The organism is Xanthomonas campestris pv. campestris str. ATCC 33913, assembly GCF_000007145.1.
GTDB lineage: Bacteria > Pseudomonadota > Gammaproteobacteria > Xanthomonadales > Xanthomonadaceae > Xanthomonas > Xanthomonas campestris.
Map to the genome: position 1 here is coordinate 2,063,747 of NC_003902.1, position 15,535 is coordinate 2,079,281.

At 66.2% G+C, this 15,535-nt stretch carries 12 protein-coding genes and 1 pseudogene; 4 read left to right on the top strand and 9 right to left on the bottom strand.

The annotated features are described in order from the left end of the window. Positions 1–157: 157 nt before the first annotated feature. Positions 158–1,720, top strand: coding sequence for a sodium/sugar symporter (locus XCC_RS09255; RefSeq protein ID WP_011036949.1), 1,563 nt, complete (start codon positions 158–160; stop codon positions 1,718–1,720). 80 nt (positions 1,721–1,800) lie between these two features. Here the strand turns inward: XCC_RS09255 and XCC_RS09260 are convergent, their stop codons facing one another. After that, entirely contained in the window at positions 1,801–3,657 is a 1,857-nt protein-coding gene (locus XCC_RS09260; protein WP_011036950.1) for a sensor domain-containing phosphodiesterase, read from the bottom strand. Positions 3,658–4,083: 426 nt separating this feature from the next. Between XCC_RS09260 and XCC_RS09265 the strand changes: the two genes are divergently transcribed. After that, on the top strand, positions 4,084–5,085 hold the full coding sequence (locus tag XCC_RS09265; RefSeq protein WP_011036951.1) for a glycoside hydrolase family 5 protein: 1,002 nt from the start codon (positions 4,084–4,086) through the stop codon (positions 5,083–5,085). 321 nt (positions 5,086–5,406) lie between these two features. Here the strand turns inward: XCC_RS09265 and XCC_RS09270 are convergent, their stop codons facing one another. Next, positions 5,407–5,982, bottom strand: a complete 576-nt coding sequence (locus tag XCC_RS09270; RefSeq protein WP_011036952.1) for a response regulator transcription factor — start codon at positions 5,980–5,982, stop codon at positions 5,407–5,409. Further along, positions 5,979–7,205: a sensor histidine kinase gene (locus tag XCC_RS09275; protein WP_014507542.1), complete on the bottom strand. Its 1,227-nt coding sequence runs from the start codon at positions 7,203–7,205 to the stop codon at positions 5,979–5,981. Before XCC_RS09275 ends, XCC_RS09270 begins: the two co-directional genes overlap by 4 nt. 121 nt (positions 7,206–7,326) lie before the next feature. Here XCC_RS09275 and ispG point away from each other — a divergent pair, with 121 nt between their 5' ends. After that, positions 7,327–8,592 (top strand): flavodoxin-dependent (E)-4-hydroxy-3-methylbut-2-enyl-diphosphate synthase, encoded by a 1,266-nt coding sequence (gene ispG / locus XCC_RS09280; RefSeq protein ID WP_011036954.1) that lies wholly within the window; start codon positions 7,327–7,329, stop codon positions 8,590–8,592. Beyond that, a complete protein-coding gene (locus tag XCC_RS09285; protein WP_011036955.1) occupies positions 8,573–9,304 on the top strand; it encodes a phosphatase PAP2 family protein in 732 nt (243 codons plus the stop codon). The genes ispG and XCC_RS09285 overlap by 20 nt, the downstream gene beginning before the upstream one ends. Before the next feature lie 143 nt (positions 9,305–9,447). Here the strand turns inward: XCC_RS09285 and XCC_RS09290 are convergent. The 6 genes and pseudogenes from XCC_RS09290 to XCC_RS09315 form a co-directional block, all read right to left on the bottom strand. Next, positions 9,448–10,709 (bottom strand): annotated as a pseudogene (locus tag XCC_RS09290) (MFS transporter). A gap of 194 nt (positions 10,710–10,903) precedes the next feature. Then, the gene (locus XCC_RS09295) at positions 10,904–11,608 is read right to left on the bottom strand and encodes an aspartate/glutamate racemase family protein (protein WP_011036958.1); all 705 of its coding nucleotides are present in this window, start codon (positions 11,606–11,608) and stop codon (positions 10,904–10,906) included. Between the two features lie 144 nt (positions 11,609–11,752). After that, positions 11,753–12,664, bottom strand: a complete 912-nt coding sequence (locus XCC_RS09300; RefSeq protein ID WP_011036959.1) for a DMT family transporter — start codon at positions 12,662–12,664, stop codon at positions 11,753–11,755. Beyond that, a complete protein-coding gene (gene murB, locus XCC_RS09305; protein ID WP_011036960.1) occupies positions 12,658–13,710 on the bottom strand; it encodes a UDP-N-acetylmuramate dehydrogenase in 1,053 nt (350 codons plus the stop codon). Before murB ends, XCC_RS09300 begins: the two co-directional genes overlap by 7 nt. Further along, positions 13,707–14,762 carry a quinone-dependent dihydroorotate dehydrogenase gene (locus XCC_RS09310; RefSeq protein WP_011036961.1) on the bottom strand — a complete coding sequence of 352 codons (1,056 nt, stop codon included), beginning with the start codon at positions 14,760–14,762 and terminating at the stop codon, positions 13,707–13,709. The genes murB and XCC_RS09310 overlap by 4 nt, the downstream gene beginning before the upstream one ends. 5 nt (positions 14,763–14,767) lie before the next feature. Then, positions 14,768–15,535 carry a class I SAM-dependent methyltransferase gene (locus tag XCC_RS09315; protein ID WP_040941399.1) on the bottom strand — a complete coding sequence of 256 codons (768 nt, stop codon included), beginning with the start codon at positions 15,533–15,535 and terminating at the stop codon, positions 14,768–14,770.

The window sequence follows — 15,535 nt, forward strand, 5'->3', positions numbered from 1 at the left end:
TGTCAACAGCCGCCGCGGGGAGCGGTGTCGTCGAATGGCCGGGATGGCCTGCAGCCGCGGTTCGCCGCGCTGACGCTACGTACCTAGGTGCGTAGCGGCGGCACGCTGCAGGCTTGCCCGATCGGCGGCACACCCCAGAGCCAGACAGGAGAGTGCAGTGGGTTTGGCGACGTTGGATATCGTGATCGTGCTGGTGTATCTGGCCGGCATCTTCGTGCTCGCGCAGTGGGTGTCGCGCGAGAAGGCCGGGCACAGCAAGAGTGCCGAAGACTACTTCCTGGCCAGCAAGTCGCTGCCGTGGTGGGCGATCGGCGCTTCGCTGATCGCAGCGAATATTTCTGCCGAGCAGATCATCGGCATGGCCGGTTCCGGCTATGCGATCGGCCTGGCCATCGCTTCCTATGAGTGGATGGCGGCGTTGACGCTGCTGATCGTTGGCAAGTTCTTCCTGCCGATCTTCCTGCGCAACGGCATCTACACCATGCCGCAGTTCCTGGAGCAGCGTTACGGCAAGTGGATCCGCACGCTGATGGCGGTGTTCTGGCTGCTGCTGTACGTGTTCGTCAATCTCACCTCGATCCTGTGGCTGGGCTCGATCGCGGTCAGCCAGGTCACCGGCATGGACCAGACCCTGGCACTGACCCTGATCGGCGTGTTCGCGCTGGTGTATCAGCTGTACGGCGGTTTGAAGGCCGTGGCCCTGACCGACATCGTGCAGGTCACTTTGCTGGTGTTGGGCGGTCTGCTGGTGACCGGCCTGACGTTGTCGCGCATCGGCGATGGCGCTGGCGTGCTGGCCGGCTTCAAGCAGCTGTGGAGTGCGCACCCGGAGCACTTCCACATGATCCTCAGCAAGGACAACCCGTTCTACAAGGATCTGCCTGGCCTGAGCGTGCTGCTGGGCGGGCTGTGGGTGATGAACATCAGCTACTGGGGCTTCAACCAGTACATCATCCAGCGCGCACTGGCCGCCAAGAACATCGGTGAAGCGCAGAAGGGCATGGTGTTCGCGGCCTTCCTGAAGCTGCTGATGCCGGTGGTGATCGTGGTGCCGGGCATTGCCGCAGTGGTGCTGGCACCGGATCTGGCCAAGCCTGATCAGGCGTACCCCACCATGATGCAGCTGTTGCCGACCGGCATCCTGGGCCTGGTGTTTGCCGCGCTGGTGGCCGCGATCGTGGCCTCGCTGGCGTCGAAAATCAATTCGGTGGCGACGATCTTTACCCTGGATTTCTACGCCAAGTTCCGCCCGCAGACCGAGCAGAAACAGCTGGTGCGTGTGGGTCGCATCGTTGCCGCCGTCTCGGTGCTGATCGGCATCCTTACCGCACGGCCGTTGCTGGGCAACTTCGACCAGGGCTTCCAGTTCATCCAGGAATTCACCGGCTTCTTTACCCCCGGTGTGGTGGTGATCTTCATGCTGGGGCTGTTCTGGAAGCGTGCCAATGAAGCCGGCGCATTGACTGCGGCGATCGGCTCGGTGGTGCTGTCGTTCGCGCTCAAGATCCTGTGGCCGGCACTGCCCTTCATGGACCGCATCGGCGTAGTGTTCGTCGCCGCGCTGGTGCTGGCGGTGGTGGTGTCGCTCCTGACACCGGCCACGCAGGCACGCGATCTGATCCGCACCAAGGACGTGGCCTACGGCACCACGCTGGGCTTCAAGATCGGCGCGGTGGGCGTGGTTGCGATTCTGATCGCGCTGTACGCGGTGTTCTGGTAAGCGCCAGCGCACATCACACGCAATAAGTAACGCGGCGCGGAGAGCATTCTCTGCGCCGCGTTGCGTTTGGGCGCCGTCACTCAGAGGCGCGCGGCTTCCAGTTGCGGTGCTGGCGGGGCAGCGTCGGTGGCGCGTTGGTACCACGGTGTCTCCAACCAGGCTTCCAGCGCTGCGGCAGGCATCGGCTTGGCGATCCAGTAGCCCTGGCCTTCGTCGCAGCCCCAGCTGCGCAGCTGTGCGTAGGCCTGCGCCGACTCGATCCCTTCGGCCACCACACGCTGGCCCAGGCTGTGGCCGAGCTGGATCATCGCCGGCACCAGGGTGCGGTCGGTGCGGCTGTCCGGCAGCGAGCGGACGAAGGATTGATCGATCTTCAGCGAGCTGGCCGGCAGTTGTTTGAGGTAGCTGAAATTGCTGTAGCCGGTGCCGAAGTCGTCGATGGCGATATGCACGCCCAGCGCCGCAACGGCCGCCAGTTGCTCGGACAGATGCTCGGGGTGGCGGATCATCGCGCTTTCGGTGAATTCGATCTCCAGCCGGCGCGGGTCGAGCTTGTGGCGGTCCAGGCCGCGGCGCAGCAACCCGACGAAACCGGGTTGATCCAGATCGGCGGCCGACACGTTCAAGGCCAGGTTGAAGTCCAGGCCCTGCTGTTGCCAGCGTGCGGCCTGGGCGATGCCCTGGTCGATCACCCAGGCGGTGATGCGGTTGATCAGCGCGGTTTTTTCAGCCATCGGAATGAAGTCCGACGGCATCACCGGGCCGATCATCGGGTGCTGCCAGCGCAGTAGCGCTTCCACCGCCACGCAGCGGTGATCGTGCAGATCCACGCGCGGCTGGTAGTGCAGGCGCAGCTGATTGCTGCTGGCCAGCGCGGCGGGCAGGGCGGCCAGCAGGCGGAAGGTGTTGCGCTGGACCACGTCGTGCTTACGCTCGTACAGGCTCCAGGTCAGGCAATGTTCGCGGGCGACATCCACCGAGGTGGTGAGCGAGCGCAGCGTGTCGGCGGCGCCGTAGCTGGTTTCCAGCAGCACCGCGCCAATCGAGGCGACCGCAGTGTGCGGAATGCCCTGGTGCTCCAGCGGCGCCACGAACCCCTTGGAAATCTTGCTGCACAGCGCGCTCAGGCGTAGCGGGTCGGCGGTGGTGACCATGAAGGCGAAGGTGGTCGTATCCAGCCGATACAAGGCGGTGCCGGCCGGCAATTTGCTGATCAAACGCTTGTAGGCCAGCGCCACATAGCCGTCTGCGTAATCCCAGCCCAGCGCCTTGACCATGTCGCGGAAGTAATCGCTGCCGCACAGGTCCACCGCGATCGCGGTGGCGGCGGAATCGGCCGTGCGTTGCAGCAATACCGCGTCCAGGTCTTCGCTGAAGCGCGCGCGGTTGGGCAGGCCGGTGGGGCCATTGCGGTAGGTACTGCTGCGCAGGTTTTCGACCCGCAGCACGGCCAGGTCGCGCAGGCCTTCCAGTTGGATGCGTTGCTCCGCATCCAGCCCGGCACGCGGGCTGGTGCCAATCACGCACAGCGTGCCGATGGTGTGGCCATCGCGCAGCTTGAGCGGTGCGCCAGCGTAAAAGCGGATATGCGGCGCACCCAGTACCAGCGGGTTGTTGCAGAAGCGCGGGTCCAGCAAGGCATCGGGAATCACCAGGACGTCATCGGAGCGCAGCGCGTGCGCGCAGAAGGCATGTTTGCGCGGGGTCTCAGGCGCTTCCAGGCCGACGCGGGCTTTGAACCATTGGCGGTGTTCGTCCACCAAGGAGACCAGGGCGATCTCGGTCCCCAGCATGCGTGCGGCCATGGCGGCGATGGTGTCGAACACCGGGTCCGGCGGCGAGTCCAGCAGGCAAAGACCGTGCAGGACCGCCAGCCGTGCCGCTTCATCGAGCGCAGACGGGAGGGGGGAGGCGACAGGGGCGGGCGTGGAATGCATGTGCCCATATCGGCCTCGAGCGCGGCGACTTGATCACGCGCGACTGGCGCCGTTCAGTTGGCCGCGCATGCGAGTGGTGCAGCGCGGCAATCGGCACGCTGCATTCGACACTCCGCGCAGCACTGGCGGCCGAATCACTGCGCTGCACCACGGCAGGGCGCAGACGGGGTCGGGTGCGCTGTGCCTACAGGGCCGAGGGGTTGCTCGCCGTTTGCAACGAGCGCGTGGCGCCCGGACACGCACGAGATAACGTTACCAGCACGCTGGATGCGGATCTGCGCGCTCTGTCCTGATCTGTACCTGTTGTCGGTTCTGTGACCCGCGCTGCGATCGCCTGCGTCGCGGGTTGGCACGGTCTTGGCGCACGCCCGATGCGCGCTGTCCGCGGACGCCGGTCTGCGGCGTCCACCTTGTCTGGAGCCGAGCATGAACACCATTTCTCGCCTGGCGCAACGCCTGGTCCTGATCCTTGCCGGCCTGGTGCTGGCCTCATCCGCGCACGCCGGCTTGTCCGTGTCGGGCACACAGCTGAAGGAATCCAATGGCAATACCTTGATCCTGCGCGGCATCAACCTGCCGCATGCCTGGTTTGCCGATCGCACTGATGCCGCGCTGGCGCAGATTGCGGCCACCGGTGCCAACAGCGTGCGGGTGGTGCTCAGTTCCGGCCACCGCTGGAACCGCACGCCCGAGGCCGAGGTGGCGCGCATCATCGCGCGCTGCAAGGCCCTGGGGCTGATCGCGGTGCTGGAGGTGCACGACACCACCGGCTATGGCGAAGACGGCGCCGCCGGCAGCCTGGCCAATGCCGCCAGTTACTGGACCAGCGTGCGCACTGCGCTGGTGGGCCAGGAAGACTACGTGATCATCAACATCGGCAACGAGCCCTTCGGCAATCAGCTCAGTGCCAGCGAATGGGTCAACGGCCACGCCAATGCGATCGCCACGCTGCGTGGCGCCGGGCTCACGCATGCGCTGATGGTGGATGCGCCCAACTGGGGCCAGGACTGGCAGTTCTACATGCGCGACAACGCGGCGGCGTTGCTGGCGCGCGACAGCCGCCGCAACCTGATTTTCAGCGTGCACATGTACGAGGTGTTCGGCAGCGACGCGGTGGTGGACAGCTACCTGCGCACCTTCCGCAGCAACAATCTTGCGCTGGTGGTGGGCGAGTTCGGCGCCGATCATCGCGGCGCGCCCGTGGACGAGGCGGCGATCATGCGCCGCGCGCGCGAGTACGGCGTGGGCTATCTCGGCTGGTCGTGGTCGGGCAACGACAGCAGCACGCAGTCGCTGGATATCGTGCTCGGTTGGGATCCTGCGCGTTTGAGCAGTTGGGGACGCAGCCTGATCCAGGGCCCGGACGGCATTGCCGCGACCTCGCGCCGTGCGCGGGTGTTCGGTGCGCGCGTGCGGGCGATGGAGTGATGCATCGGTGGTTTTGCGGCGGGGCGCGATGTGCCTGCAAGAATCATCGCGTCTGCTGCGTTTCGGGCAGTGTGTTCGCTGAGGCGCTGTAGCGTGGTTACAGAGCTCTAGGCGGTTGCAGAGCGCGTAAGCAATCGGCTGGCAGCCTAGATAGGGCGTTCGACGACTGCGCTGTGTATGCAACGTCGGCTGTGCTTCAGCGCAACGACAATGACTGACGCGCTGTCATCCATGAGCCGCGGCGAACGATCACCCATGCAGAGGCAGCCGCGCAACGTCTTTGCGAAAGCCTGCCGAAACCGCAGCAGGCACACCAGGCGCTCAGCGCCCGGGCTCGCGCTGCGGTCCCGGGCTCGGGCGCTTGGTGAGCTTGCGCTGCAGCGAGCGGCGGTGCATGCCCAGCAGGCGCGCGGCGGCGGACACGTTGCCGCCGGTTTCGTGCAGCGCCTGCTGGATGTGCTCCCACTGCAGGCGGCTGAGCGGGGTCATCATTTCCTGCGCGGTTTCTTCTTCGTCCGGATCGGGCAGGTCGTCGTCCTCTTCGCCCAGCGCACGCATGATGGTGGGGATGTTGGCTGGCTTGGGCAGGTAGTCGTCGGCGCCGAGCTTGATCGCCTCCACCGCGGTGGCGATGCTCGCGTACCCGGTGACCAGCAGGATGCGCATGTCCGGGCGGATCTCGCGCAGCGGCTGGATCAGGTTCAATCCCGAGTCGTGGCCCAGCTTCAGATCGATCAAGGCGAAGTCCGGCAGCGCGCTGCGTGCGGTGGACAAGGCGCTGGCCGCATCGGTGGCGGTGAGCGTTTCCACGCCGCGGCGGGCGAGGCTGCGTTGCAAGGTGCGCAGATACAGGGTGTCGTCGTCGACCAGCAGGCCGGTGCGGATGGGAGTGCTCATGCAAGGGCCTCGTGTTCGGAGAGCGGCAGGCGGAAACCGACGCGGGCGCCGCTGCCTTCGGCGGGAAGCATCCACAGTTCACCCTGCAGCCGCTCGACGGTGGCATGCGACAGGGCCAGTCCCACGCCCATGCCGTCGGGCTTGCCGCTGTTGAACAAGGTGCCCGGCAACATCGCCTGCGAGGTGTCGAAGCCCAGCCCGTAGTCGCGCACTTCGCCGACCAGTTGGTCGTCTTCCACGCGCAGGGTGAGGTCGATCAGCGGCCGGCCGGCGCGTTCGCCGGCATCGGCGGCGTTGTTGAGCAGCACCATCAACAGGTGGCTCACGCCGGGCTGCAGCATCAGCCGCAGCGGCGCGTCTTCATTGCGGCGCAGCTCGATGGTCGGGCGCACCAGGCGCCACTGTTCCAGCACATCGCGCACCGCCACCTCGCGGCTGAGATGGCCGTTGTCGGCCGGTGCGGCCAGCGCAAGCACGCGCTCGTGGCATTGCACCAACAGCTCGCGCAGGGTTTCCAGGTCTTCGCGCAGCTCGACCTGATCGCACTGGTCGGCGATGTCGTCGGCCAGCAGGGTCATCGTCGCCAGCGGGGTGTTGAGCTCATGCGCCACCGAGGCGGCATGCGTGGCCAGCGCCACGATGCCTTCGTTGCGTGCAAAGCGCTCGCGCAGTGTGGAGATCTCGCGTTCGCGCTCGCGCAGCGACAACGCCAGCCGGGTGGCGAACACCAGCACCACCACGGTGGAAAGCAGGAAGTTGGCCGCCATGCCCCACATGTGCAGGGTCAACGGGTCGAAGCCGCCGTACGGCAGTGGCAAGCCGAATGCGGCGCTGATGACGTAGCCGGCCACGCAGGCCGCCGCCACCGCCATCGCCCAGCTCAGCGGCAGGGCGAGCGCGGCCAGCGCGATCAGCACCAGGAACAGCGAACCGAACGGGTTGGCGATGCCGCCGCTCCAGCCCACCATCCAGGTCAGCACCGTCACATCGACCAGGATGTGGCCGAACTCGGTGGCCGGGCTGACCGCGCCGCGGTGCGCCACCCGCAACTGCGCATACAGGTTGAACACCGCCAGCGCGGCCACCCCGGCCCAGAGCGGCTCCTGCGGCAGGGTGAGGCCCATGAGCCCGCTGGCGACCAGGATGGTGGCGGCCTGGCCGGCGGTGGCCAGCCAGCGCAGGCTGCACAGGGTCCGCAGGAAGGAGGCGTCGGAGGTATTCATCACGGCAATGCTATGCGCTCGTCGGGGTGGTGGCCTGCGACAAACCGTCGCATCCGGGCGGGGAGGGGCCGCGTGCAGCGCTTCAGCTGTGAGCGGACGGCGGACAGGCTAAAATAGCGCGATGTACGACGCCGTCACCCGCCCAAGTCCCCCCGCCGATGCCAGCGCCTGGCCGCGCCGCATCACCCAGGCCGTCAAGGTCGGTAACGTCATTGTGGGCGGAGGCCATCCGGTGGTCGTCCAGTCGATGACCAATACCGACACTGCCGACATCGCCGGCAGCGTCAAGCAGGTCGCCGAGTTGTGGCGGGCCGGCTCGGAAATGGTGCGCCTGACCGTGAACAATGCCGAGTCGGCAGCGGCCATCCCGCGCATCGTCGAGAAGCTGCGCATGATGGGCATCGAAGTGCCGTTGATCGGCGACTTCCACTACAACGGCCACCAGCTGCTCACGGCCGAACCGGCCTGCGCCGAGGCGCTGGCCAAATACCGCATCAATCCGGGCAACGTGGGCTTCGGCAAGAAGAAGGACCTGCAGTTTGCGCAGTTGATCGAATTCGCCATCCAGTACGACAAGCCGGTGCGCATCGGCGCCAACTGGGGCTCGCTGGACCAGGCGTTGGCCGCGCAGCTGATGGACGAAAATTCCAAGCGCGAGACGCCGTGGGATGCGGGCCGGGTGCTGCGCGAAGCGCTGATCCGCTCGGCGGTGGATTCGGCAGAACGCGCCGTGGAACTGGGCTTGCCGCGCGAGCGCATCATCCTGTCGGCCAAGGTGTCCGGCGTGCAGGAATTGATCGCGGTGTACCGCGACATGGCCGCGCGCTGCGACTTCGCGCTGCACCTGGGTCTGACCGAGGCCGGTATCGGCAGCAAGGGCATCGTGGCCTCGGCAGCGGCGCTGAGCGTGCTGCTGCAGGAAGGCATCGGCGACACCATCCGCATTTCGCTGACGCCCGAACCGGGACAGTCGCGCACGCAGGAAGTGATCGTCGCGCAAGAGCTGCTGCAAACCACCGGGCAGCGTGCGTTCACGCCGCTGGTCACCGCCTGCCCCGGCTGCGGCCGTACTACCTCGGAGTTTTTCCAGGAGCTGGCCGGCGTGGTGCAGAACCATGTGCGCGCCAAGATGCCGGAATGGAAGATCAGCAACCCCGGCGCAGAAAACATGACGCTGGCGGTGATGGGCTGCGTGGTCAATGGGCCGGGTGAATCGCGACACGCCAACATCGGTATCTCGCTGCCGGGCACTGGCGAAGCGCCCTCGGCACCGGTGTTCGTGGATGGCGAAAAGACCGTCACCCTGCGCGGCGAGAACATCGCCTACGAATTCATCGACCTGATCGACCAGTACGTCGAACGCACCTATGTCCGTCGGGCCGGCTGAGTCGCCGACCGGATTCAAGACCTGGCTGCAGCGCAATGCGTGGCGGTTCGGCCTGCTGTTTGCGGGCGTGCTGCTGCCGCTGGGATTGTTCGTCGACCTCGCCGACGAAGTGCATGAGCTGGAAAACTTCTATTTCGACGAACCGTTGCTGTGGAGCCTGCGCAGCATTGCCTCGCCGGGGCTGGATGCGTTCTTCAGCATCGTCTCTAAAGTTGGTTACCAGTACGGCGTGATCCCGCTGGATATCGCGATCGTGCTGGTGTTGCTGGTGCTGCGGCGCTGGCGCGAAGGCACCTTCGCCGCGCTTGGGTTTGTGGGCTCGGCGTTGCTCAACCTGGGCGCCAAGCAGTTCTTTCAGCGGCACCGGCCCAGCCTGTGGGAATCGATCGCCCCGGAAAGCACTTTCAGCTTTCCCAGTGGCCACGCGATGGGCTCGATGACCCTGGCGGCCGTGGTGATTGCATTGGCGTGGCGTACGCGTTGGCGCTGGCCGGTGACCAGTGTTGCCGGCCTGTTCGCGCTGCTGGTCGGTGTCTCGCGCATCTACCTGGGCGTGCATTATCCCTCCGACATCCTCGGCGGCTGGTCGGCTGCATTGGTGTGGGTGGTGGGCCTGTATCTGGTGATGTTTCGCGGTATGCGGCGCCCGCATTGGCGCACGCCGAGCGGGGCGGTGGTGGAGCGGCCCGGGCGCGTGCCGTTCGCTGATTAAGGGCGACTCACGAACCGACTGCGCAGCCGCAAGGCGGGTGCGGCCGGTGCTCAGCATCAGAGCCATTCCCACTTTGTACTCTGCGGCTCCTGCGCGCCGTGCACGCCCGCCTGACCACCGTTCGCTAGGGGGTGGCAGCGGCCCTAAGAAATGCTGACACGCTCCCGTTGCCACAAGCGAGCGCCAACGATGGCTCCGATGGATGCCAGCAGAATCACGTAATACGCCGGCCCCATCGGGTGTTGCTTGAGCAGCAGCACCACGAGCAACGGGGTCAGGCCGCCGAACACGGCATAGCCCAGGTTGTAGGCAAACGACACGCCGGACAGACGCACCACCGGTGGAAACGCCTCGACCATCACGCGGGGAATCGCACCCAGCACGCCCAGCGCAGCACCGAGCAGGGCATACAGCGGGAACAGCAGTTGCGGATCGCCTGCCAGGCGATAGAACAGCCATGCGCTGATGCCCAGGATCACGCTGCCGGCCAGCAGAACACGCCCGTTGCCCCAGCGGTCCGAGAGCGCGCCGGCCACCACCGAGCCGATGGCCTGCATGAGCACCGCCAGCAGGTTGGCCTGCAGCGCGACCGGTGCCGGATAGCCATACGCAGTCTGCAGCAGCGTGGGCGTCATCAGCGACACCACCAGCACTGCGGCGGCCACCACCCAGGTCAGCCACAACGACAGCGCGAGACTGCGCGGGTGATCGCGCAGCACCACCTTCAGCGGCGTCTCGCGTGCCAGCGCGCGCATGGCCACCAACTCGGCGAACACGGGCGTTTCATGCAGCCAACGCCGCAAATACACCGACAGCAGGCCGAAGATGCCGCCGGCCAGGAATGGCAGTCGCCAGGCGTATTCGGCGATCTCCTGCGGGGTGAAGGCGCGATTGAGTGCGCCGGCGCTCAGCGAACCAAGCAGCACGCCGGCAGCCAGGCCAGCCCTCTGCGCCGCGCGGGCACGTGTTCTGCAACGAACACCCATGCGCTGGGAACCTCGCCGCCAATGGCTGCGCCTTGTAGCAGCCGCATCGTGAGCAGCAACAGCGGTGCCGCCACGCCGATCTGCGCGTAGGTCGGCAGCACGCCGATAGCGAGCGTGGGCAGCGCCATCAACCCGATGCTCAGCGCGAACATGCGCTTGCGCCCGAGCAGGTCGCCGAAATGGGCCATCACAATGCCGCCCAGCGGGCGGATCAAATAGCCGGCGGCAAAAATGCCGAACGTCTGCAACTGCCGCGTCCATTCCGGAATGCCGGGCGGGAAGAACAACTCGCCCAGCACCTTCGCGAAAAAGATGAAGATGATGAAGTCATAGAATTCCAGCGCGCCGCCCAGCGCGGACAAGCCCAGCGTTTTGTAATCGCGGCGGGTGAGTTGCGTTGGTAGGGCGTCGGTGGTCATGCAATTGCATCCTGTCGCGGGTGGCGATGCACTGCCATTGAAGCTTGGTAACGCGCCGAGCATCCAATGCTAGCTGCCATGCAGTGCCCTCGCTACGGCGTTTGGGGAATGGAATGCCGATGGCACCTATCAGACTTCACGCAAATACGCTGTTGCTTCGGTCAGGGGCGCCATTGCTGCGCCTTCACTGCGAATCAGCCGGACACGCTTGCCAATGCCGCCGCCTCGGCGTGCAACGCGGTGGTGTCGAACAACGGCAGCTGCGCATCGGTGCTGTCCACCAGCAGCGAAATCTCGGTGCACCCCAGGATGATCGCTTGCGCACCGTGCTGGCCGAGGTCGGCCATGACCTGACGGAAATAGTCGCGCGATTTCGGTTTGATCACGCCCTGGCACAACTCGTCGTAGATCACCCGATGCAGCTGTGCGCGTGCCTCGGCCGGCGGCACCAGCACATCCAAGCCCCGCGCTTCCAGTCGCTCGCGATAGAACGGCTGCTCCATGGTGAAGCGCGTACCAAGCAGCCCGACACGGAGGATGCCCGCGGCGACCAATGCATCGGCGGTGGCATCGGCGATGTGCAGCAGCGGCAGGGGCGTGGCGGCGGTGATCGCGTCAGCAACGCAGTGCATCGTGTTGGTGCACAGCACGATGAAGTCGGCGCCTCCGGCCTGCAGCGCACGCGCTGCCGTGGCCATCGCCTGACCCGCCCCCTCCCAATCGCCGGCGTGCTGCAGCCGCTCGATGTCATGAAAATTGACGCTGTAAAGCAGCAGCTTCGCCGAGTGCAGGCCACCGCACGCATGGCGCAAGTGCTGGTTGATGATGCGGTAATAGGGCAGGGTGGATTCCCAGCTCATTCCGCCGATCAAACCAATGGTTTTCGTTGGGACCGGCATGCGAACTCCACGTCAGTGCGGCGGATGGTAAATCGGAAACCTTACGGCGCAGGTGGTACGCAGTACGCGGCGACCGAAGTCTACGTTGCCATTGCCGAGGAGATGCATGGCCAGCGAGCCCATCCAGCTGCCGCGTGGACCCGCTCACTCACCCGGTTTGGCGCCTTCCACCGGCGCATGCGTCGCCGCGCGGCGTGCCAGCACGGTTTCGCGATGCGCGATGTACACGTTGGCAGAGATGATGATCGCCGCACCGATCACCGTGTGGCGCGCGATCGCTTCGCCGAACAGCCACCAACCCAGCAAGGCCACCAGTGGCAATTGCATGAAGCTGATCGGCTGCAACGCAGAGACTTCGCCCAGCTTGAGCGCACGCGTCCAGAACAGTTGCCCGGCGGTACCGAAGATGCCGGTGGCGATCAGCCATAGCCAGTCGATCCCGTGTGGCCAGGTCCACTGGAACAACGCGGGGATCAACGACATCGGCACCCAAAACACGTAGGTGTAGAACACCACCGTGTCCGAATCATCGCTACGCGAGAGCTGCTTGATCTGGATGGCGACCACCGCGCTGATCACCGCGGCCAGCAGTGCAATCAGCAGCCCGGGCGTGAACGTGGACGAGCCTGGCCGCAGGATCACCAGCACGCCCACAAACCCCGCCGCCACCGCCAGCCAGCGGCGCAGGCGCACCTGCTCGTGCAGCCAGATCACCGCCAGCACGGTGACAAACAACGGCGTGGAATACGACAACGAAATGGCCTGCGACAGCGGCAGATGCCCGATCGCCCAGAAGCCGCACAGCATCGAGGCCAGGCCGATCAACGTGCGCGCCAGGTATTGCGGTAACTGGCGCGTGCGCGGCAGCGGTTTGCCAGGGCGCACGATCAACGGCAGCAGCGCCAGCAGGCCGAATGCGTTACGAAAAAACGCAATCTCGGTCGTGGCGATGTCCTTGGACGCCAGCCGGATGGTGATGGCCATCAGGCCGAACGCAAATGTGCTGACCAGCATCCACAGCGCAGCGCGTGCCGACGCTGGCTGCGCCGTCACCAATGCGCTCCGATCACGCGCGGCTCCGGTTCCAGGATCACCGAATACCGCTCCCGCACCGATTCGGCCACCTGGCGTGCGAATGCCAGCAGCTGCGCGCCGCTGGCACTGCCGTGATTGACCAGCACCAAGGCATGCGCTTCGGAAATGCCGGCGTCGCCCTCGCGCTTGCCTTTCCAGCCGCATTGTTCGATCAGCCACGCTGCCGAGAGTTTCCCCTGGCCGGGCTGCTCGCCGGGGAACACCGGCATGTCGGCAAAGCTCGCCTGCAAGGCGGCAATCTGCTCGCTCGGCAGCAGCGGGTTCTTGAAGAAGCTGCCCGCATTACCCAACACCTCCGGGTCAGGCAGCTTGCGCTGGCGGATGTTGATCACCGCCTGCGCCACATCGGCCGCGCCCGCAAGCTCGGCGCCCATGCGCGCGAGTTCGTCGCGGATGCCGGCATAGTCCAGCCGTAATTCGTGCAGCAGCGGCAGGTTGAATTCCACCGCCACGATCAGATACCGGTCCGGCTGCTGCTTGAACACGCTGTCGCGGTAGCCGAAGGCGCACTCGGCCGGGTTCAGCCGCACGAACTGCTCGGTGCCGCGGTCGTAGGCTTCCACCACGTGGATGAAGTCGCTGACCTGCGCGCCGTAGGCGCCGATGTTCTGGATCGGGCAGGCACCCACGGTGCCGGGAATCAGCGCCAGGTTTTCCAGGCCGGAAAGCCCCTGCTGCAGCGAATACATCACCAGCCCGTGCCAATTGACCCCGGCGCCTGCGCGCACGATGGCGTGGTCGGCATGGTGGGCGATGATGGTGATGTCGCGGTTGTCGAAACACAGCACACAGCCGGGCGGGTCGCCGGCCAGCAACACATTGCTGCCGCTGCCCAGCACCAGCAGTGGTTGCCCGGCGATCTGCGGCGCAGCCAGTGCGTCGGGCAGCGCCTCGGGCGCATGGATGTTCAACAGCCAGCGTGCCGTGGCATCCACATGAAAGGTATTGAGTGCGCGGAGCGGGGCGTGTTCGATGAGTTGCCAGCGCAGCGGCGATGCCGCGCTCATAGCGGCCCCACCGCGCCGCCACTGGGCGACTCACGGCGGCGCCGGATTGCATCCACGCACTCGCCGATCAAGCGCGGCCCGCGATAGACCAGGCCGCTGTAGCACTGCACCAGGCTGGCACCGGCGGCCATCTTGGCCACCGCATCGGCGCCGGACGTGATGCCGCCCACGCCGATCAACGGAATGGACTCGGGCAGGCGTGCACGCAGGCGACGCAGCACCAGCGTGGATTGCCCCAGCAGCGGTGCGCCCGACAGGCCGCCGGCCTGCTCGGCCATCGGATGGCTGGCCACCAGGGTGCGCGTCACCGTGGTGTTGGTGGCGATCACGCCATCCACCGCCAGGTCAGCCAACACGCGTGCGGCCGCATCGATGTCGCGGTCGTTGAGGTCCGGTGCCACCTTCACCAGCATCGGCACGCGCTTGCCGTGTTGGGCGGCCAGGGCTTCCTGGGTTTCGCGCAGATCGGCGATCAGCCGGCGCAGCGCCTGTTCTTCCTGCAGCTCGCGTAAACCGGCGGTATTGGGCGAGGAAATGTTGACGGTGATGTAGTCGGCCAGCGGATACACGCGCTCCATGCAATAGCGGTAATCGCTGGTCGCTTCCTCGTTGGGCGTGTCCTTGTTCTTGCCGATGTTGATGCCGAGCAGGCCACCGCGCCGGCGCGCACGCTGCACGTTCTTCACCAGCACATCCACGCCCAGGTTGTTGAAGCCCATGCGGTTGATCACCGCCTGGTATTCGGGCAACCGGAACATGCGCGGCTTGGGATTGCCCTCCTGTGGCTTCGGCGTCACCGTGCCGATCTCGACAAACCCGAAGCCCAATGCCAGCAGCGCATCGATGTGCTCGCCGTTCTTGTCCAGCCCGGCGCCCAGGCCCACCGGGTTGGGGAACATCAGCCCGAAGGCAGGCGTGGGCAGGGGCACCGGCCGGGTGGCCACCAGCGCCGTGGTGCCGGTGCGGTAGGCGGTGTCGATGGCGCGCAGGGCCAGCGCGTGGGCGCGCTCGGCGTCGAAGGCGAACAGGAAGGGGCGGGCGAGCGAATACATGCGGGTCAGTTCAATCTCCCGGCAAACACGCGGGTCTGGTAATGGAAATCGATGTGCCCATCCTGGGCATGTGCATCGAACAGGGCGCGCAGCGCGGCAAGCATCGGTGCATGCCGCGGATCGTGCGCCAGGGGCGCGTATGACGACGACAGCAAGCGGCCGCGCAAGGCCTCGAAGTCCAGCTGCTGCACGTTGGGAAACTTGGCCATCGCAACGAAACCCTCGCCGAACCACGCCTGCATGGTGGCATCGTCCTGGTAACGCTCGGCCACGGCGGTGTAGTCGGTGCCGTAGTCCAGCAACAGCTGCTCATAGCCGCGCAGGAACGCGGTGCTGTCCAGTTCGCGGCTGTTCCAGTACACCACCGCCAGGCCGCCGGGTTTCAGGATGCGCGCCCATTCGGCACGCACCGCGAGCATGTCGAACCAATGGAAGGCCTGCGCCGCAGAGACCACATCCACGCTGGCATCGGCCAGCCCGGTGGCCTCGGCAGTGCCGTCGACCGCCCGGAATTTGGCATAGCTGGCCAGCCATTGCTGCGCTGCTTCGCGCATGGCCGGATTGGGTTCCACTGCGGTCACCGGGTAGCCGGCCTCCAGGAACAACCGGCTGGAAATCCCGGTGCCGGCACCGATGTCGGCCACGTGGTTGGCGGGCGTCACGCCGAGCTGCTCATGCAGCCAGCGCAAGACCTGCGGCGGGTAGCTGGGCCGGTAGCGCACGTATGCGGCCACCCGGTCGTTGAACCGTTGCGCGGAGGATGGCGCGGCCAT